This window comes from Nonomuraea spiralis, assembly GCF_014648435.1.
Taxonomy (GTDB): domain Bacteria; phylum Actinomycetota; class Actinomycetes; order Streptosporangiales; family Streptosporangiaceae; genus Nonomuraea; species Nonomuraea spiralis.
Map to the genome: position 1 here is coordinate 72,871 of NZ_BMRC01000008.1, position 17,487 is coordinate 90,357.

Consider the following 17,487-nt stretch of genomic DNA (forward strand, 5'->3'; position numbering starts at 1 on the left):
GCGGGAAAGGCTCTGACCAGGCACGATCGGGGGTTGGGAATGAGGCCGTGGCGGGCGCTTGGCTGGATCGCGATCATCGCGGTCGCCTTCTTCTGCCTCTATCACGTGCGCACGGTGGCCATGTCCATCATCATCGGGGTGTTCATCACGGCGCTCCTGGCCCCGCCCGCCCGCTGGCTCACCGCCCGCGGAGTCGGCCCGGCCCTGGCCACCGCGGTCGTCTTCGCCTGCGGCCTGCTGCTGGCCGGGGCGCTGATCGCGCTGCTGGTGCCGCCGACGGTCGACAGCCTGAGCGAGCTGCGCTCAAGCGTGGGCAAGGCGCTGGACGACGTGCACGGCCTGTCCGCCCGGTTCGGACTCGACGACCAGCGGCTGCTCGCGCAGGCCAGGGACTACCTGTCCAAGCAGGGCAAACAGATCACCAGCGGCGCCCTGGCCGGGGTCAAGACGGTCGGCGAGATCGTCGTGGGCGCGGTGCTCGCGGTCATCCTGTCGGTGTACTTCGTGCACGGCGGCGAGCGGCTGTTCGCCTGGATCGTCGACCTCGTGCCCGAACGCGCCAAGGCCCGTTGCCGCGACACCGGCCTGCTGATCTTCGGGGTGATCGGCCGCTACATCCGCGGGGTGGCGATCGTGGGCGTGGTGGACGGGTTCTTCATCGGGCTCTCGTTGTGGATCCTCGGCGTGCCGATCGCGCTGCCGCTGGCGGTGCTGACGTTCGTGGGGGCGTTCCTGCCGGTGGTGGGGGCGTTCATGGCCGGGTTGCTGGCGGCGGTGGTGGCGTTCGTGGCCAAGGGGTGGCTGGTGGCGCTGATCGTGGTCGCGGTGACCGTGGCCGTGCAGCAGCTCGAAGGGCACGTGCTGGCGCCGCAGATCTACGGCAAGGCGCTCGACCTGCCGGGCGCGGTCATCCTGGTGGCGATCGCGGTCGGCAGCGTGATCGCGGGCATCACCGGGGCGTTCCTGGCCGCCCCGGCGACCTCGGTGCTCGTCGCGCTGCTGCGGCGGCCGCGGGCCACCTGATCACTCCCGGGCGGCGCTGATCTCCGCCAGTTGCTCGTGCGACCACGTCATCCGCCCGTCCCGCAGGTCGGCGAGCACGGCACGCAGCCAGCGCGCCTCGGCCGCCGTCACCTCGCGCAGGTACTCGATCTCCAGCATCGTGATGCGCGGCAGGTCCGCCTCGGCCGCGAGGCTCGACTCCAGCTCGGCGAGCGTGCGCTCCACCGCCTCCGCCCGTCGTTCCAGCGCGTCGGCCAGCTCGCCGGGGGCGAGCAGCATCGCGTTCGACAGCGCCGCGGGGAACTGCGGGAACTCCTGCTTCGGACGGCTGAGCATGTCGTCCAGCCAGGCGCGCAGCCGCTCACGGCCGGCGTCGGTGAGCTCGTAGACCGTGCGCTCCGGGTACTGCTGGTCGCGCCCGGTCTCCCTGACCCTGAGCAGCCCGGCCTCGGCCAGCCGGTCGATCGTGCGGTAGAGCCCGGCCCGCTGGCCCACGTTGACCACCTGGTCCTTGCCCCACTGCTTGAGCAGCCGCTGCATGCCGTACGGATGCAGGGGCCTGGACCGCAGCAGGGCCAGCACGGTCAGAGCGAGCGGCGAGCCGCGGTCGAGGGCCATGCCCACCATCCTACTCCCACAGCAACTAGTTGACTTGATACTAGTTGCAATGCAACTATCGAGTCATGACCACAGCAGACCGCCCAGAGGGCGTCATGAGCGAGATCCCCGTACTGATCGTCGGCGGCGGCTACGCCGGTCTCGCCTCCGCCCTGTTCCTGTCGCACCACGGCGTGCCCTGCGTGCTCGTCGACCGCCACCCCGGCGTGTCGATCCTGGGCAGGGCGCGCGGCATCAACCCGCGCACCATGGAGATCTACCGGCCGCTCGGCCTGGAGCAGGCCGTCAAGGAGGCCGGCCGGCCCTTCGACGAGGAGGGGGGCGTGGCCCGCTGCGAGACGCTGGCCGGCGAATGGCACTGGATCTTCGAAGGCGGCTCCTCCCGGGCGATGCCCGAGCTGACCGCGGGCGAGTTCGGCATGGCCGACCAGAGCACGGTCGAGCCGATCCTGGCCGACGCCGCCCGCGCCCGGGGCGCCGACCTGCGCTTCGACACCAGGTGCCGATCGATCGAGCCCGACGCCGACGGCGTCACGGTGGTGACCGAGGACACCCGCACCGGCGAGCGCCGGACGCTACGGGCCCGCTACCTGATCGCCGCCGACGGCTACCGCGGCACGATCAGGGACCAGCTGGGCATCGCCCGCGAGGGGCTGGGCGTCCTGCGCAGTTACCTGTCCTTCGTCCTCAAGGCCGACCTGTCCGAGCTGGTCAGCAAGCGGGCGCTGTTCTGGATCCTCGGCGGCCCCGGCGTGGCGGCCTCGGGCGCGATGGTCTCCCACGCGCTGCCCGGCCACTGGGGCATGGCCCTGACGTACGACCCCGCCGCCGAGTCGCCGGCCGACTTCACCGACGAGCGCCTGACCGCCGCGGCCAAGGAGCTCATCGGCCGCGACCTGCCCGTGGAGATCGTCAGCAGGGCCGCGTGGGAGGAGGCGGTGGGCGTGGCCGCCCGCTACCGGGAGGGACGGGTCTTCCTGGTCGGGGACGCGGCGCACGTCTGGCCGCCGGCCGGCGGGCTGGGCGCCAACTCGGCCGTCCAGGACGCGCACAACCTGGCCTGGAAGCTGGCCGCCGTGCTCGACGGGCGGGCCGGCGACGCGCTGCTCGACACCTACGAGGCCGAGCGCCGTCCGGTGGCGCTGGCGCTGGCCGACCTCACCGTACGCAGCCAGGCGGCCAGGTTCGGCCCCGACCCCGAGGACGACCCGCTGGACCACGTCCTGGCCGTCCTGGGGCAGCGCTACCGGTCGTCGGCGACGGCCGGGGCCGAGCACGAGACGGTGTTCGGCGACGCGGTGGCCCAGCACGCCCGTCCCGGCACCCGCGCCCCGCACCTCTGGCTCGACCGGGACGGCACCCGCATCGGCGTGCACGACCTGTTCCACGACGCGTTCGTGTTGTTGTGCGGGCCCGGCGGCACGGACTGGGCAAAGACCGCACCGCCCGGCGTACGGGTGCACCAGGTGGGCGGCGACCTGCTCGACGTCGAGGGCACCTGGGCCGCGCGCTACGGCGACGCCTCCGCCGTCCTGGTCCGCCCCGACGGGTACGTGGCCTGGCGGGCCGACGGCCCGGCGGTCGAGGGCGAGGTCAGCCGCGTGCTGGGGCAGGTGCTCGGAGCCGCAGTTCCAGCTCCAGGTAGTGCCTGATCGGGATGCCGTCGGACTCGGCCGGGATGGCCGGCTTGAGCTTCCTCGCCTCGTCGGCGGCGTTCCGGTGCAGGGCGACGAGGTCGAACCCGTACCGCTGGTAGAAGCGCAGCGCGTGGGTGTTGTCATTGGTGGTCATCAGCCACAACCGGGCCGCGCCCCGCTCGGCCGCCACGCCGCGTACGGCCTCCAGCAGCGCCCTGCCCACGCCCTTGCCCGGGATGACGGCGTCGATCGTCACGACCTCCACCGCGTCACCCCGGTCGGCGTAGGTGAGGACGCCGGCCACGTCCTGGTCCAGGTGGGCGAGGAACCCGGGCAGGCCCGCCGCGTCGACCATCTCGCCGCGACCGACGGCCATCACCGTCGACCCGCCCCAGCTTCCGGTCAGCACGCGCGTCACGGTCTGCAGATCCCGTGGCTCAAGAGGACGCACAGAAATCGACATGACCCTCATTATGTGACTCATGCGATGGATTACGTTCGACTGTTTCGGCACTCTCATCGACTGGCGGCACGGCATCGGCACGAGCCTGGAGCTGATCGCACCGGCCAAGGGGGACGACCTGCTGGCGGCGTACCTGCGGCACGAGAACGACGTCGAGGCCGCCGCCCCGCGGACGCGCTACCGCGAGGTCATGGCCGAGGCGCTGCGCCGGGCCTGCGCCGACCTCGACGTCACGCTGAACGACGACGACGCCTCGGTGCTGGCCACCACGCTGCCCTACTGGCCGGTGTTCGGCGAGGTCGGGGCGGAGTTGTCGGCCCTTCGCACGGCGGGCCTGCGGCTGGCCCTGCTCACCAACTGCGACCGCGACCTGATCGCCCAGACGCTGCGGCGGCTGCCCGTGCCGTTCGACGCGGTGGTGACCGCCGAGGACGTCGGCGCCTACAAACCGGACGAGGCGCACTTCGAACGCTTCAGGAAGGCGTACGAGCCGGCGGAGTGGGTGCACGTGGCGCAGAGCCACTTCCACGACATGATCCCCGCCCGGCGTCTCGGCATCCGCCGGGTGTGGATCAACCGGCACGGCGAGCGACCCGCCGACGCCGGGGTGGTCCGGGAGGTCCTGCCCGACCTGCGTGGCCTGCTCGCGGCCGTCGAACGGGCCTAGCGGACCTATTAGAGCCGGCGGGGCTGTTCCAGGACGTCGGCGACGCCTTCGAGGAAGGAGTCGACGTCGGCGATCAGGTAGCCGGCGCGGAAGAGCACGGTCGAGAACCTGGTCTCCCGTACCTCCTTGGCGGTCACCGGGAACTCGGTCGTGCCGCGCAGGGTCGCGACGACGCGGTCGAGGAAGGCGTCGACCTCGTCCTCGTTGTAGCCGGTGCCCATGCGGCCGGGGCGGAAGGCCACTCGCTCGACCCGGGCGGCCTCGGTCTCGAACCACTCCTCGCGCAGCAGCTCCCCGGTGGGTTCGGCCATGGCCAGCCGTACCGGGCGCTTGGCCTGGGTCTCCAGCGCCACCACGAACGCCTCCAGCGCGAAGTCCACCGCGGTCTCGTGGTAGCCGCCGCGTTTGGCGCGGAAGGTCGCGGCGCGGACCTCGTCCGCCGTGACGGGCTCGACCGTGTGCGGGCCCCTTCCCAGGGTCGACTCGATGCGTACGATCAGGGCATCGACCTCCCCGGGGTCATAGCCTGAACGCATAGCCATGACGCGCGGAAAGCGGTTCAAGCCCACTCCTCTGTGCTGGGGGTCTCTCCATTGTGAGGCCCTTTATCACGGCCCTGCGCCCTGACATATACCGTTGCTGCACCATGCGACTGTTACAGGTCTCTTTCCGCTACCGAAGGCGTCAGCCGTTCATCCTCAAGGAGGCCGACGCCCAGCTCGCGGCGGGTGACGTGATCGAGCTGACGGGCGTCAACGGGGCGGGGAAGTCCACCCTGCTGCGGCTCCTGGCGGGTCTCGCGGCGCCCACGGGGGGCCGGATCACCGACCGTCCCGCCGTCGTGGGCTTCGCCCCCGACCGCTTCCCGACCGCCCAGCCGTTCACGGTGACGGCCTACCTGACGCACATGGCCTCCGTACGGGGCGGCGCCCGGTGGCGGCCCTGGGCCGAACGCCTGAACATGGGCCACCTCCTCGGCCTGCCGCTCGGCGAGCTGTCCAAGGGCAGCGCGCACAAGGTCGGCCTGGTCCAGGCCCTGATGGCGGACCCGGGCCTGCTGATACTCGACGAGCCGTTCGCCGGCCTCGACGCCGACGCCCGCGAGACGCTGCCCGCCGTGGCCGCCGAGGTCGCCGGGCGCGGCGGCATCGTCGTCGCCAGCGACCACCAGGGCGGCCTGCGCGACCTGCCCGGACTCCGCTCCTGGTCGATCGTGGACGGCCACCTCAAGGAGGCCGCCCCCGCGACCCCCGTGCCGGAACGCGCGTCGGCCACCGTGGCTGTCACGCTGCCCGCCGACGAGCTCCCGCTCTTCCTGACCAGGATGCGCGCCCAGGGTTACCGGGCCCAAGAGATCGACGCCCCCGACTTCCCCCCGTCCGAGGAGCCCGGATGATCGCCCTGGCCGTCTTCCGCCTGGCCGCCTACGTCCGGTCGCACCGCGTGCACCAGGCGCTCCTGCTCACCCTCGCCATGCTCGCGATCGTGTACGGCAGCCGCGCCCCCAGGGGCACCGAGGCCGCCGTACTGGCCGACGGCGCCGTACTGATCATCCCCATCCTGGCCTGGGCCACGAGAAGCCTCCTGGACACCGAGCCCGACCAGCAGCGCGAGATGTCGGCGATCACCGTGGGCGGGCGCGGCAAGGAGGTGGCGGCGGGACTGCTCGCCAGTCTGGCCGCCTGCGGGGTGCTGGCCGCCCTCGGCCTCGGCTGGGCCGTCCTGCTGGGCCTGAGCGAGCGTCCCGGCGGGGACGTGCTCGGCGCGGCGCTCGTCCTGCACGGCCTGGCCGTGCTCGCCGGGACCGCGCTGGGCGCGCTCACCAGCCGGGCCGTGCTGCGTTCGCCCGCGGTCTCGATCATGTCGTTGCTGCTCGGTTTCCTGGTGATGTTGTTGCTCAGCGCGTCGCCGGCGTACTGGCTGACGGTGCCGGTGATCGTCTGGATGCGCGCGGCCACCGCCGGCGACCTGCTCGACCAGCTTCCCCAGCTGACCGCGATCTCCCTGGCCTGGTGCCTGGCGGGACTCGCCCTGTATGCCTGGCGCCGCCGTAAGGTAGGTTAGTAAGCACTCACCCACCCCTAAGGAGGCAACGGTGAAGGTGATCTGCCTGGGCGACAGCATCACTCGCGGACAGGTGAGCGTCGACTACGTGGCCATGGTGCGGGACCGGCTGCCCGACGCGACCGTGATCAACGCGGGTGTCAACTACGAGCCGTCGTCCGAGCTGCTCAAACGCCTCGACGACGTGGTGGCGCAGGACCCGGACGTGGTCACCGTGCTCATCGGCACCAACGACGCCAACGCCACGCTGAGCAACAAGCGGGCACGCGGCCTGCGCAAGCGCTGGAAGCTCACGGAGACCCCCACGGCCGCCGCGTACGCCGCCAACCTGACGGCCATCGCCGCCCGCCTGCAGAACGAGACCATGGCCCGCGTCGCGCTGATGTCCCCGCCGGTCATCGGCGAGGACCTGGACTCGCTTCCGGTGCGCCGCACCCGTGAGTTCGCCGAGATCGTCAGGACGGTCGCCGCCGAGCAGGGCGTCACGTACCTGCCGCTCAACGAACGTATGACCGCCGACCTGGAGGGCACCTCGCCCGGCACCCACTACCGCCCCGAGGGCAACCAGGCACAGACCGCCGCGATCCAGCACTTCCTGCTCGGCCGCAGCCTGGACGCCATCTCCCACGGCCGCGGCCTGCGGCTCACCACCGACACCGTGCACCTGAACAGCCGGGGCGCCGCCATGATCGCCGACCTGGTCCAGAGCTTCGCCGCCCGCTCGACGGCGACGGCGTAGAAGGCGGGACAGGGGCGGTCAGATCACCGCCCGGACCGGGAGGCTACTCTGCCGCGGCGAGCTGGCCGCAGGCGCCGTCGATCTCGCGGCCCCGCGTGTCGCGCACGGTCACCGGCACCCCGTGGAACTCCAGCCGGCGCACGAACGCCCGCTCGTCCTCCGGCCGGGAGGCCGTCCACTTCGAGCCCGGCGTGGGGTTGAGCGGGATCAGGTTGACGTGCACGAGCTTGTTCCTGACCAGCTTGCCGAGCAGGTCGGCCCGCCACTCCTGGTCGTTGATGTCCTTGATCAGGGCGTACTCGATGGAGATGCGGCGCTTGGTCCTCGCCGCGTACGACCAGGCCGCGTCGAGGACCTCGGCCACCTTCCAGCGCGTGTTGATCGGCACGAGCGTGTCACGCAGCTCGTCGTCGGGAGCGTGCAGGGACAGCGCGAGCGTGACCGGCAGGCCCTCGTCGGCGAGCTTGCCGATGGCGGGCACCAGCCCGACGGTCGAGACCGTGACGCCGCGCGCGGAGATGCCGAGGCCGTGCGGCGCGGGCTCCACGATGCGGCGCACGGCGCCGATCACCTGCTTGTAGTTGGCCAGCGGCTCGCCCATGCCCATGAAGACGATGTTGCTCACCCGGCCCGGCCCGCCCGGCACCTCGCCCGCCGCCAGCGCGCGGGCGCCGGAGACCACCTGCTCGACGATCTCGGCGGTGGACATGTTACGGGTCAGGCCCGCCTGGCCGGTGGCGCAGAACGGGCAGTTCATGCCACACCCGGCCTGCGAGGACACGCACATCGTGACCCGGTCGGGGTAGCGCATGAGCACCGACTCGACCAGCGCGCCGTCGAACAGCCGCCACAGGGTCTTGCGGGTCGTGCCGCCGTCGGTGGTCAGCTCCTTGACCGGCGTGAGCAGCGTGGGCAGCAGCGCCGACAACTTCTCGCGGGCCGCGGCCGGCAGGTCGGTCATCGCGCCGACGTCGGCGGTGTGGCGCTCGAAGTAGTGGCGCGAGAGCTGGTCGGCGCGGAACGCCTTCTCCCCCAGCTCGGTGACCGCGGCCCGGCGGTCGGCCATCGACAGGTCCGCCAGATGCCGCGCGGGCTTGGCCCGCCGCGGCGCGACGAAGGTGAGCTGGCCTGGCTGCTGGGACACGTTCCTGCCTTTGCTTGGGGAGTTGCTCGGCTTGGGGGACTTACGGGATTTCTCCTCGGCCAGGTTAGTGAACGCCTGCGGCCGAGGTGGCATTCCTGGTCACGGTACGGCTCGCGTCAGGGTCACCACCCGATCTACAGTCATCTCGTATGGCGATTTTCCGGTCGGCATCTGGCGAGGGTGGGGCCGAGGTCGTCCTCGCCGCCGGTAACCCCTACGGCAGCCGCACGCTCGTGGTCGAGCGGGACGAGGACTCCTCGGTAGCTTACCTGTGCTCGCCCGACGGCGCCGTCCACGGTGCCGTATGGCTGGCCAATCACCGGCCGGCCCCGGCCGTGCTCGACCTGGCCAGGATCAACTCCGGCCTGCCCCCGCTGATGCCCAGGGGCAACACGCTGCACCCCGAGGGCCGCAGGCCGCTCGGCCAGCTGTCCGCCCTGTGGTTCGAGGAGGGCGACGGCGTCGCCCTCTACGAGGACGACGACCTGCTCGCGGTCATCCCCGGCTGGGCCGACATGAGCAGGGGCATGCCCGGGTACGCGCGCGACGCCGTGGGCGAGTCGCCGTTCGCGTGGGCGTTGTCGGAGGCGCTGGAGGGGCTGCGGCCGCGCATCTCCAACGCCAGGTCCTACTGGCGCTGGCGGCACGGCGAGGGGTCGTGGCCGTCGTTCCAGCAGTTCGTCATGGGCCATCTCGACGGAGTGCTGGGCCCGGCGGGCCGCTACTGGGACGCCAGCGGCGAGCGCCTGCCGACCGTCGGCATCACCGAACGGCCCCCGTACGAGGGGCGCGAGCTGACCGTGTTGTCCACGGTGGGGATGAGCTGCCAGCGTATGCCGACGGTCGAGCAGTGGATCGACCGCCCCGACGCGTACGCCAGGATCGAGCTGGCCGTGGCCACCCGCGACGACCCCAGGGACGCGGCGCTGCTGCTGGTGTGGCTGTCGCAGTATCCGTGGCATTCGGTCACCTGGCTCGGCCACGGGCACACGGCCAAGTGGTACCACGAGCCTTCGACGTTCCCGTTGGGGCCGCAGTACTCGGGGGTCCTCATGCGGGCCGACGCTCCGGATATGCCAGACATGTCGGGGTTCGCGTTCGGCGGGGAGGCCGTACGGTGGTTGTGGCTCACCCCCGTGACCACGGAGGCGCTAGAGGAACAACGTCAGTAGCAGCCAGACCGGCACCAGCGTGGTGACCAGCGAGTCGAGGCGGTCCATCAGGCCGCCGTGGCCCGGCAGGATCGTGCCGAGGTCCTTGATGCCGAGGTCCCGCTTGATCATCGACTCGATGAGGTCGCCCACGGTCGCCAGCAGCGCCGCCAGCGCCCCGATCAGCGCGCCCAGCCAGAGCGGGCCGTCCAGCAGCCACGTCACCAGCCAGCCGCCGACCAGCGTGCAGGCGATCACCGACCCGGCGAACCCCTCCCAGGTCTTCTTCGGGCTGATGACCGTCATCTTGTGCCTGCCGAACAGCACACCGGCGACGTAACCGCCGATGTCGCTGGCCACGGTCACCGCGATGAAGATCAGTACCCGGTCGCGGCCGTCGGGCGGCGCGAGCAGCAATGCCGCGAACGCCGCCAGCATCGCCGGGTAGAACAGCGTGAACACCGAGGCCGTGCCGTCGCGCACGTAACCGTCCGTGCCGTCGCTGAACATCCGCCAGACGAGCAACACGAACGCGAACACCGCGAAGGCCGCCAGCAACCAGAAGGCCCCGCCCCAGTACGCCCCCGCCTGCATGGCCACCAGGCCGGCGAGCACGGGCACGGCCGGGACCTTGATCCCGCGGGTGGCGAACGCCTTGGTCAGCTCCAGCACGCCGACGCCCACGCAGGCCACCATCACCAGAAGGAAGAGCTCCTTGACCGTGTAGAGGGTGCCGAGGACCAGCGCCCCCAGCCCCACACCCACCGCGATCGCGGCCGGCAGGTTCCTTCCGGTACGGCTGCCGCCGTTCGGGCCGGTGCCGGCCGTACGTTCTTCCACAGACACTCTCCATGTGCCACGGCCCCCGCCTTCCGGCGAGGGCCGCGAGGGCGTGCCGCTCAGACCTCGAGCAGCTCGGCTTCCTTGTGCTTGAGCAGCTCGTCGATCTTGGCGACGTGCTTCTGGGTGAGGTCGTCGAGTTCCTTCTCCGCGCGACGGACCTCGTCCTCGCCCGCCTCGCCGTCCTTGATCATCTTGTCGAGGGCCTCCTTGGCCGTACGACGGATGTTCCGGATCGACACCTTGGCGTGCTCGCCCTTGTTCTTGGCGACCTTGATGTACTCCTTGCGGCGCTCCTCGGAAAGCTCCGGGAACGACACGCGGATCACGTCGCCGTTGTCGGTCGGGTTGACGCCGAGGTCGGAGTCGCGAATGGCCTTCTCGATCGCGCCCATCGCACTCTTGTCGTAGGGCTGGATGATGACCATACGCGCCTCGGGCACGTGGAACGAGGCCAACTGCTGGATCGGTGTCGGAGTGCCGTAGTACTCCGCACTGATCTTGTTGAACATCGCGGGGGTGACCCGGCCGGTCCGGATGGTGGCGAAGTCTTCCTTCGCCACCGAAACGGCCTTGTCCATCTTTTCCTCGGCTTCGAGGAGGGTTTCGTCGATCACAGCGGCTCCCTGTCTACTAGCTGGCGGTGTCGGGCTAGCTCCCTCATTTGCCTGCGGGACTCACCAGCGTGCCGATTTTCTCACCGCGTACCGCTCGCAGGATGTTGCCCTCGCCCATCAGGTCGAAGACCACGATCGGCAGATCGTTGTCCTTGCACAGGCTGATCGCGGTCGCGTCCATGACCGCGAGGTCGCGGAGCAGCACCTCGCCGTAGTCAAGATGGTCGAACCGGACCGCGTCGGGGTTCTTGCGCGGGTCGGAATCGTAGATCCCGTCGACCTGCGTGCCCTTGAGCAGCGCCTCGGCGCCGATCTCCAGGGCCCGCTGCGACGCCGCGGTGTCGGTGGAGAAGTACGGCGACCCGAGCCCCGCGCCGAAGATGACCACGCGCCCCTTCTCAAGGTGCCTGATCGCGCGTCGCGGCAGGAACGGCTCGGCGACCTGCTGCATGGTGATGGCGGTCTGGACGCGGGTCTCGACACCCCGCCTCTCCAGGAAGTCCTGCAACGCCAGGCAGTTGATCACCGTGCCGAGCATGCCCATGTAGTCGGCCCTGGCCCGGTCGATGCCGCCCTGGGACAGGGTGGCGCCGCGGAACATGTTCCCCCCGCCGACCACGACCGCGACCTGCACGCCCTCGCGCACGGCCTCGGTGATCGAGTCGGCCAGGTGGTCGACGACTCCCGGGTCGATGCCCAGCGGGTCGTCTCCGGCGAACGCCTCGCCTGACAGCTTCAACATCACCCGCTTCCACCTCAGTGGACTCTGCGGGCTGGGTGATGAGGAAGCCGCCGTCCGTGTGGATTCGTGGGCTGACTCCCGGTGGTCCTGCACGGCGGCGGCCTCCTTCATAGGGTGGAACTCTGGGCAGGCAGTTTGCTCAAGCCTAAGCCTGGCCGACCTTGAAACGGACGAACGCGAGAACCTCGACGCCGTTCTCGTCGGCGTACTTGCCCACGCTCTTCTTGTTGTCCTTCACGAACGCCTGCTGCAGCAGGGTGAAGTCCTTGTACCAGCCGTTGACGCGACCCTCGACGATCTTGCCGATGGCGGCCTCGGGCTTGCCCTCCTCGCGGGTCATCTCCTCGAAGAGCTTGCGCTCCTTCTCGACGACCTCGGCGGGGACGGAGTCGGCCTTGAGGTACTGCGGGGCCATCGCCGCGGCGTGCTGGGCGATGTCCTTGGCGACCTCGGCGTTCGGCTTGTCGAGCTGCACCAGCACACCGACCGCCGGCGGCAGCGCCGGGTCGGTCTTGTGCATGTACGCACCGATGTAGCCGCCCTCGAGCACGGCGAAGCGGCGGATCTCGATCTTCTCACCGAGCGCGGCGTTGGCCACGTCCAGGTGCTCCCTGACGGTCTTGCCGTCGAAGGAGGACTCCAGCAGCGTCGCCACGTCGCCGGGCTTGCTGTCCAGGATGTGCGCGACCACACCGGCGGCCAGCTCCTGGAAGCGCTCGCCCTTGGCCACGAAGTCGGTCTCGCAGTTGAGCTCGAGCAGGGCGGCGGAGGAGTCGCTGTCCTGCTTGAGCGCGACGAGGCCGTTGGAGGCCGTACGGGCCTCACGCTTGCCCACGTCCTTGGCGCCCTTGAGACGCAGGAGCTCGATGGCGCGGTCGAAGTCGCCGTCGGACTCCTCAAGCGCCTTCTTGCAGTCCATCATGCCGGCAGCGGTGATCTCGCGAAGCCGCTTGACGTCGGCCATGTTCACGGAAGCCATTGCTCTTTTTCCTTGTGGGATTTCGTCGTCGTCGTGGATCGGGGTGGACGCCCGGGGCGCCCTCCCCTGGTCGGTACGGCAGGCGTGTGCCGTACCGGGAAGCAGGGCCTTGTCGTGCGCGGGTCGTACGGTCCGGCTCTGCTCGGTCAGACTCGGTCTCGCTGGGTCTCGCTGGGTCTCGCTGGGTCTTGCACGGTCAGGCATGGTCTGGATCGGTCTTGCGTCCGGATCGGTCTTGCGTGGTCCGGCTCTGCTCGGTCTCAGGCGGCGGTGCTCGGATCGTGCTCTCGTACCGCCCCCACCCCAGCCTAGGCCCGGGCCTGCGCCTTCACCTGAGCCAGAGCCCCGGCTCGGGCCTTTGAGCGATCCCGCACCGTCGCCTCCGGCCTGAGCCAAACCTCGGACCGTCGCTCCGGCCTGAGCCAGACCTCGGACCGTCGCTCCGGCCTGAGCCAGACCTTGGACCGTCGCCTCCGGCCTGGACCTCGGCTCGTGCCTAGGTCGGCCCCGGGGCCTTGATCCTGGCCTGAGTCTGGGCTCGGGCCGGGTCGGTCCTGGGGTCTTGCCCGGGTTTGCGCCTGTCCTGGGCTGATGTCCGCCGGTGGAGCTCCGCTCCGCCTCGCCCGGCATACTGCCCAGCGTGGCTCGGCTTATCGCTCCGGGCCGATGGTCATCCTGCCTTGGCCTACCGCCTCGGCGAGGGTGCTGTCCTGCCCGGCTCGCCGTCCTGACCGGGGCGTTTGCCCGGCCGAGACGCGCACCTTGCCCTTCGAACCCCTTAGCCCCGACGGGACTTCGGCCCGGCAAACCTTCGCTCAGCCCCCACGGGACCTCAGCCCGGCGAACCATCGCTCAGCCCCTACTGGACCGCGGCCCGGCGGAACGTCGGCCCGCTGGACCTCTCGGCCCTTACGGGACCGCGGCCCGCTGGACCCTCGCTCAGCCCGGCGCCCGCTCCGCGCCGCGGTCGATGCCGACCGGTGGCGCGGAGCCAGCGCCTGAACCATGTCACTCAACCGTGCCCGGCCTCACGACCGAACCCGGCGACCGGGTCTCAGGCCTGCGGCTCGGACTCGGCGGCCTCAGCGGCCTCCGGAGCCTCAGCGGCCGGAGCAGCCTCGGCCGGAGCCTCAGCCACCGGAGCCTCGTCGGCAGGGGCCTCAGCGGCGGGAGCCTCCTCGGCGGCGGCCTCAGGAGCGGCCTCCTCCGCGGCGGCGGCCTGACCCTGGCCCTGCTCGATGAGCTCGCGCTCCCACTCGGCCAGCGGCTCGGCGGCGGCCGGCTTCTCGTCGCCGCGGGCGGCGCCGGAGCGAGCCATCAGACCGGCGGCGACACCGTCGGCGACGACCCGGGTCAGCAGGCCGACGGCGCGGATGGCGTCGTCGTTGCCCGGGATCGGGTAGTCGACCTCGTCGGGGTCGCAGTTGGTGTCGAGGATCGCGACGACCGGGATGCCAAGCTTCTTGGCCTCGCTGATCGCGATGTGCTCCTTCTTCGTGTCCACGACCCACACCGCGCTGGGCACGCGGCCCATGTCGCGGATGCCGCCGAGCGTGCGCTCAAGCTTGTCCTTCTCGCGACGGCGCATGAGGAGCTCCTTCTTGGTGAGCCCCGAGCCGGCGACGTTGTCGAAGTCGAGCTCCTCGAGCTCCTTCAGACGCTGAAGCCTCTTGTGCACGGTGGAGAAGTTGGTGAGCATGCCGCCCAGCCAGCGCTGGTTCACGTACGGCATCCCGACCCGCGCGGCCTGCTCGGAGATGGCCTCCTGAGCCTGCTTCTTGGTGCCGATGAACAGGATCGTGCCGCCGTGGGCGACGGTCTCCTTGACGAAGTCGTAGGCACGGTCGATGTACGACAGCGACTTCTGCAGGTCGATGATGTAGATGCCGTTGCGCTCGGTGAAGATGAAGCGCTTCATCTTCGGGTTCCACCGGCGGGTCTGGTGGCCGAAGTGAACGCCGCTCTCGAGCAGCTGTCGCATGGTGACGACGGGGGCCATGTGATGGTCCTCCAGGTCTGGGCGCCCTGCGGATGGGCGCGGTTCTCGGTTGTGCCGCGGCAGCGCGTTGTCTACCGCCCTGATGCCCCAAAACCGCTCCAGCCGGGCCGGGGCCCGGACCGAGGGTGCGGTCCGCAACGGGGCATGCGAAGTCGGCCTGTTGCCACAGGCCATCGAAAAGTCTACCTCCCACACCGCCCCAGGCTGACCGTCTGAGGTCAAACCGACATTCCCGGTACGGCTCAGCCCGCATCGTGATCCTCGGTGGGCAACCCCGGGGTCACCCTCGGGGCGAGCGGGAAGAGATTGATCTGCGCCTCGGCGACCCTGGCCCCGCTCGGCGCGTCCTCGGGGCTGCGCTGATGAGCGATGTACGGCGCCAGCAGCTTCTCGATCTCCTCACTCAGCCGCCCCATCTCGCTCGCGTCGACCCTGATCCGGGTACGGCCGAACCGGGTCACGTCGCGCCATTCGTCCGGCTCGTGCACCGTTCTGGCCAGGGCCCGGTCCGCCTCGTCGCCGGCCTCCTTGCGGAACGCGTTGATCAGCATGTTCTTGGCGTCCCGGACCTCCGGCTGGTCGTCCGGCAGGACTCCCACACTGAACGGCTTGTGCGTCGATCTCCACAACCGTTCCCGCCCGTCGCCTCTGGGCGGGGCGTCCTCGACGAACCCGTACTTGGCCAGCATGCGCAGGTGGTAACTGGCGGCGCTGGGCGTGATCCCCGCGATCTCCGCCACCTCGGTGGCCGTGGCACTGCCTTCCACACCGAGCCGGTTGAGGATCATCAGCCTCGCCGGGTGAGCCAGCGCCCGCATCATCTTGGGATCGCTGAGCCCCTCCATGTCCTGCGTCATGTGCCAAAGGTACCCGCCGACAGATGTGAAGCATTCCCTTTACAACTCTGAAGGGATCCCTTCATACTTATGAAGTCTTCCTTTCACATCTCCCGAACTCCCTCCAAGACCCCACCCGCTGGAGACCCTGAGCATGGACGCGACCTCCCCCCTCCCCCTCCGCAAGCAGCGCGACTACCGCCTGCTGTGGGGCGCCCGCACGATCTCGATCACCGGCTCGGAGGTCTCCAAGCTGGCCGTACCCCTGACCGCCGTCACGCTGCTGACCGCCTCCCCCGCCGAGATGGGACTGCTGACCGCCGCCGCCTCGGTGCCCGCCCTGCTGTTCGGCCTCCAGTCGGGCGCCATCGCCGACCGGCTCACCCGCCACCGCCCGCTGATGATCGCCTGCGAGCTCGTCTCCTGCGCCGCCGCCGCCACCGTCCCGCTGGCCTGGGTGTTCGGCGTCCTGACCGTGCCGTGGCTGATCGTGGTGGCCCTGGTCATCGGTACGGCCGGCGTCATCTTCAAGTCGGCCAACTTCCCCTACGTGGCCGCGGTCGTGGACCCGTCGCAGCGCACCGAGGCCATGGCCGGCTTCCACGCCTCGTACTCGGTGGCCTCGGTCGGCGGCCCCGGCCTGGCCGGCCTGCTGGTGCAGACGCTCACGGCGCCGTTCGCCGTACTGGCTGAGGCGTTGTCCTTCCTCGTCTCCGCCCTCCTCCTGCGCTCGATCCGCACCCCGGAGCACAACGAGCCCACCCGCTCGACCGGCATGTGGCACGACATCGTGGAGGGCCTGCGTACCAGCCTCACCCACCCCACGCTCCGAGCCCTGCTGGGCGCGGGCGTGACGATCAACTTCTTCGCCATGGCGTACACCGCCGTGTACATGCTCTACATGGTCAACACCCTCGGCATCCCCAAGGGCGTGATCGGCTTCCTCACGGCCCTGAGCGGCCTGGGCGGCCTCCTGGGCGCCTGGCTCACCTCCCGCCTGTCCAAGCGCTACGGCGAGAACCGCGTCCTGCTCGTCTCGGTCCTGTTCTTCCCTCTGGAGATCCTCGCCGTCGGCCTCCTGTCCGGCCCCCTCTGGACGAAGCTCACCCTCCTCGCCCTGACCGGCTTCATGACCGGCGTCATCGTCGTCGCCTTCGCCACCTGCATGGGCGCGATCACCCTCCGCGACACCCCCACCGCACTCAGGGGCCGCGTGAACGCCACCATGACGTTCGCCGTACAGGGCGTACTGGCCCTCGGAGGCCTGAGCGGCGGCCTCCTGGCCGAACTCCTGGGCCTGCGCCCGGTCATCCTCATCTGCGCCGCAGGCGTAGCCCTGAGCACCCTCTGGATCTGGCTCTCCCCCCTACGCCCCACCCGCCCCAACTCCGTCCACCCCCACCACCCCGACCCCACCCCGGTCCCCGACCCCCTGACCCACCTCATCGAATCCAAGCGCCACACCGTCCTCTAACCCCAGTACGCCACCCCCTCCACTCAGAGCACCTCCCCCAACCCAACCCAAAGCACCCCCAACCCCCGCCCCTACCTCCACCGACGCTTCCCGCCACCACCCACATCGCCATTGCCCACCGCCCACCGCCCACCGCCCACAGCTCCTACCGGTCCGCCGCCCCTACCGTCCGCAACGTCCTCCTGTACCGGCACCTGCCGCTACCGCCGACATCGCCGTTGCCCGCCGCTTCGACTGGCCACCGCCTCCGCCCGCGCTTCGACCGTCCACCTCCTTCTCCTCCACCTCCTTCTCCTCCACCTCCTTCTCCTCCACCTCAGCCTGCTTTCCCGGCCACTCACCGCCGCCCCAGCCGCCGATCACCGTCCACAGCCCTGGCCGCCCCACTCCCCTTCATCCACAGAACCCCGCTCGCCTCCACGCCCAGAGGCCGCCCCCAGCAAACTTCCCGCCATGTCCCGTCGCCCAGCGCCTCCACCCCCGAGGCCCCGCCCCCAGAACATGGCACGCCAACC

The 17,487-nt window shown here is 70.5% G+C and carries 18 protein-coding genes; 8 read left to right on the top strand and 10 right to left on the bottom strand.

Annotated elements, in window-relative coordinates; translation table 11 throughout:
* Nucleotides 1-39: 39 nt before the first annotated feature.
* Nucleotides 40-1,023 (top strand): AI-2E family transporter, encoded by a 984-nt coding sequence (locus IEZ27_RS20865; protein WP_189648800.1) that lies wholly within the window; start codon nucleotides 40-42, stop codon nucleotides 1,021-1,023.
* On the opposite strand, the gene IEZ27_RS20870 is transcribed toward IEZ27_RS20865, so the two are convergent.
* The gene (locus IEZ27_RS20870) at nucleotides 1,024-1,620 is read right to left on the bottom strand and encodes a PadR family transcriptional regulator (protein WP_189648801.1); all 597 of its coding nucleotides are present in this window, start codon (nucleotides 1,618-1,620) and stop codon (nucleotides 1,024-1,026) included.
* Nucleotides 1,621-1,685: 65 nt separating this feature from the next.
* Here IEZ27_RS20870 and IEZ27_RS20875 point away from each other — a divergent pair, with 65 nt between their 5' ends.
* On the top strand, nucleotides 1,686-3,272 hold the full coding sequence (locus tag IEZ27_RS20875; protein ID WP_229824176.1) for an FAD-dependent monooxygenase: 1,587 nt from the start codon (nucleotides 1,686-1,688) through the stop codon (nucleotides 3,270-3,272).
* Here IEZ27_RS20875 and IEZ27_RS20880 read toward each other — a convergent pair.
* Nucleotides 3,214-3,720 (bottom strand): GNAT family N-acetyltransferase, encoded by a 507-nt coding sequence (locus tag IEZ27_RS20880; RefSeq protein ID WP_189648802.1) that lies wholly within the window; start codon nucleotides 3,718-3,720, stop codon nucleotides 3,214-3,216. The two genes, IEZ27_RS20875 and IEZ27_RS20880, sit on opposite strands and share 59 nt — an antisense overlap.
* Before the next feature lie 19 nt (nucleotides 3,721-3,739).
* Between IEZ27_RS20880 and IEZ27_RS20885 the strand changes: the two genes are divergently transcribed.
* Entirely contained in the window at nucleotides 3,740-4,387 is a 648-nt protein-coding gene (locus tag IEZ27_RS20885) for an HAD family hydrolase (RefSeq protein WP_189648803.1), read from the top strand.
* A gap of 8 nt (nucleotides 4,388-4,395) precedes the next feature.
* Here IEZ27_RS20885 and IEZ27_RS20890 read toward each other — a convergent pair whose 3' ends face one another.
* The gene (locus IEZ27_RS20890) at nucleotides 4,396-4,923 is read right to left on the bottom strand and encodes a DivIVA domain-containing protein (RefSeq protein ID WP_189648804.1); all 528 of its coding nucleotides are present in this window, start codon (nucleotides 4,921-4,923) and stop codon (nucleotides 4,396-4,398) included.
* A 110-nt stretch (nucleotides 4,924-5,033) separates the two neighbouring features.
* On the opposite strand from IEZ27_RS20890, the gene IEZ27_RS20895 reads away from it, so the two are divergent.
* Genes IEZ27_RS20895 through IEZ27_RS20905 form a run of 3 tightly spaced genes read left to right on the top strand, consistent with a single transcriptional unit; the run spans nucleotide 5,034 to nucleotide 7,190 of the window.
* Entirely contained in the window at nucleotides 5,034-5,783 is a 750-nt protein-coding gene (locus IEZ27_RS20895) for an ABC transporter ATP-binding protein (RefSeq protein WP_189648805.1), read from the top strand.
* Nucleotides 5,780-6,451, top strand: coding sequence for a hypothetical protein (locus IEZ27_RS20900; protein ID WP_189648806.1), 672 nt, complete (start codon nucleotides 5,780-5,782; stop codon nucleotides 6,449-6,451). Before IEZ27_RS20895 ends, IEZ27_RS20900 begins: the two co-directional genes overlap by 4 nt.
* A 31-nt stretch (nucleotides 6,452-6,482) precedes the next feature.
* Nucleotides 6,483-7,190, top strand: a complete 708-nt coding sequence (locus tag IEZ27_RS20905; protein ID WP_189648807.1) for an SGNH/GDSL hydrolase family protein — start codon at nucleotides 6,483-6,485, stop codon at nucleotides 7,188-7,190.
* A 43-nt stretch (nucleotides 7,191-7,233) separates the two neighbouring features.
* Here the strand turns inward: IEZ27_RS20905 and rlmN are convergent, their stop codons facing one another.
* Nucleotides 7,234-8,334, bottom strand: coding sequence for a 23S rRNA (adenine(2503)-C(2))-methyltransferase RlmN (gene rlmN, locus IEZ27_RS20910; RefSeq protein WP_125631327.1), 1,101 nt, complete (start codon nucleotides 8,332-8,334; stop codon nucleotides 7,234-7,236).
* Between the two features lie 149 nt (nucleotides 8,335-8,483).
* Between rlmN and IEZ27_RS20915 the strand changes: the two genes are divergently transcribed.
* Nucleotides 8,484-9,506, top strand: a complete 1,023-nt coding sequence (locus IEZ27_RS20915) for a suppressor of fused domain protein (protein WP_189648808.1) — start codon at nucleotides 8,484-8,486, stop codon at nucleotides 9,504-9,506.
* Here the strand turns inward: IEZ27_RS20915 and IEZ27_RS20920 are convergent.
* The 6 genes from IEZ27_RS20920 to IEZ27_RS20945 all read right to left on the bottom strand — a co-directional run bounded on the left by IEZ27_RS20920 (nucleotide 9,486) and on the right by IEZ27_RS20945 (nucleotide 15,519).
* The gene (locus tag IEZ27_RS20920; protein ID WP_229824177.1) at nucleotides 9,486-10,325 is read right to left on the bottom strand and encodes a phosphatidate cytidylyltransferase; all 840 of its coding nucleotides are present in this window, start codon (nucleotides 10,323-10,325) and stop codon (nucleotides 9,486-9,488) included. The two genes, IEZ27_RS20915 and IEZ27_RS20920, sit on opposite strands and share 21 nt — an antisense overlap.
* 59 nt (nucleotides 10,326-10,384) lie before the next feature.
* Nucleotides 10,385-10,942, bottom strand: a complete 558-nt coding sequence (gene frr, locus IEZ27_RS20925; protein WP_189648809.1) for a ribosome recycling factor — start codon at nucleotides 10,940-10,942, stop codon at nucleotides 10,385-10,387.
* 43 nt (nucleotides 10,943-10,985) lie between these two features.
* Nucleotides 10,986-11,684: a UMP kinase gene (gene pyrH / locus IEZ27_RS20930; RefSeq protein ID WP_221762026.1), complete on the bottom strand. Its 699-nt coding sequence runs from the start codon at nucleotides 11,682-11,684 to the stop codon at nucleotides 10,986-10,988.
* Between the two features lie 145 nt (nucleotides 11,685-11,829).
* Entirely contained in the window at nucleotides 11,830-12,663 is an 834-nt protein-coding gene (gene tsf, locus IEZ27_RS20935) for a translation elongation factor Ts (RefSeq protein ID WP_189648810.1), read from the bottom strand.
* Nucleotides 12,664-13,717: 1,054 nt separating this feature from the next.
* Nucleotides 13,718-14,662: a 30S ribosomal protein S2 gene (rpsB, locus tag IEZ27_RS20940; RefSeq protein WP_189648811.1), complete on the bottom strand. Its 945-nt coding sequence runs from the start codon at nucleotides 14,660-14,662 to the stop codon at nucleotides 13,718-13,720.
* Nucleotides 14,663-14,904: 242 nt separating this feature from the next.
* On the bottom strand, nucleotides 14,905-15,519 hold the full coding sequence (locus tag IEZ27_RS20945; protein WP_189648812.1) for an ArsR/SmtB family transcription factor: 615 nt from the start codon (nucleotides 15,517-15,519) through the stop codon (nucleotides 14,905-14,907).
* 133 nt (nucleotides 15,520-15,652) lie between these two features.
* Here IEZ27_RS20945 and IEZ27_RS20950 point away from each other — a divergent pair, with 133 nt between their 5' ends.
* Nucleotides 15,653-16,972, top strand: a complete 1,320-nt coding sequence (locus tag IEZ27_RS20950; RefSeq protein ID WP_189648813.1) for an MFS transporter — start codon at nucleotides 15,653-15,655, stop codon at nucleotides 16,970-16,972.
* Nucleotides 16,973-17,487: the final 515 nt, after the last annotated feature.

Bases quoted from the DNA above. Each gene is read 5' to 3' on its own strand.
- pyrH (WP_221762026.1), bottom strand. From the start codon at position 11,684: ATGTTGAAGCTGTCAGGCGAGGCGTTCGCCGGAGACGACCCGCTGGGC.
- IEZ27_RS20900 (WP_189648806.1), top strand. From the start codon at position 5,780: ATGATCGCCCTGGCCGTCTTCCGCCTGGCCGCCTACGTCCGGTCGCAC.
- IEZ27_RS20945 (WP_189648812.1), bottom strand. From the start codon at position 15,519: ATGACGCAGGACATGGAGGGGCTCAGCGATCCCAAGATGATGCGGGCG.
- IEZ27_RS20890 (WP_189648804.1), bottom strand. From the start codon at position 4,923: ATGCGTTCAGGCTATGACCCCGGGGAGGTCGATGCCCTGATCGTACGC.
- IEZ27_RS20875 (WP_229824176.1), top strand. From the start codon at position 1,686: ATGACCACAGCAGACCGCCCAGAGGGCGTCATGAGCGAGATCCCCGTA.
- IEZ27_RS20870 (WP_189648801.1), bottom strand. From the start codon at position 1,620: ATGGCCCTCGACCGCGGCTCGCCGCTCGCTCTGACCGTGCTGGCCCTG.
- rpsB (WP_189648811.1), bottom strand. From the start codon at position 14,662: ATGGCCCCCGTCGTCACCATGCGACAGCTGCTCGAGAGCGGCGTTCAC.
- IEZ27_RS20915 (WP_189648808.1), top strand. From the start codon at position 8,484: ATGGCGATTTTCCGGTCGGCATCTGGCGAGGGTGGGGCCGAGGTCGTC.
- IEZ27_RS20950 (WP_189648813.1), top strand. From the start codon at position 15,653: ATGGACGCGACCTCCCCCCTCCCCCTCCGCAAGCAGCGCGACTACCGC.
- IEZ27_RS20880 (WP_189648802.1), bottom strand. From the start codon at position 3,720: ATGTCGATTTCTGTGCGTCCTCTTGAGCCACGGGATCTGCAGACCGTG.
- IEZ27_RS20895 (WP_189648805.1), top strand. From the start codon at position 5,034: ATGCGACTGTTACAGGTCTCTTTCCGCTACCGAAGGCGTCAGCCGTTC.
- IEZ27_RS20865 (WP_189648800.1), top strand. From the start codon at position 40: ATGAGGCCGTGGCGGGCGCTTGGCTGGATCGCGATCATCGCGGTCGCC.
- tsf (WP_189648810.1), bottom strand. From the start codon at position 12,663: ATGGCTTCCGTGAACATGGCCGACGTCAAGCGGCTTCGCGAGATCACC.
- IEZ27_RS20885 (WP_189648803.1), top strand. From the start codon at position 3,740: ATGCGATGGATTACGTTCGACTGTTTCGGCACTCTCATCGACTGGCGG.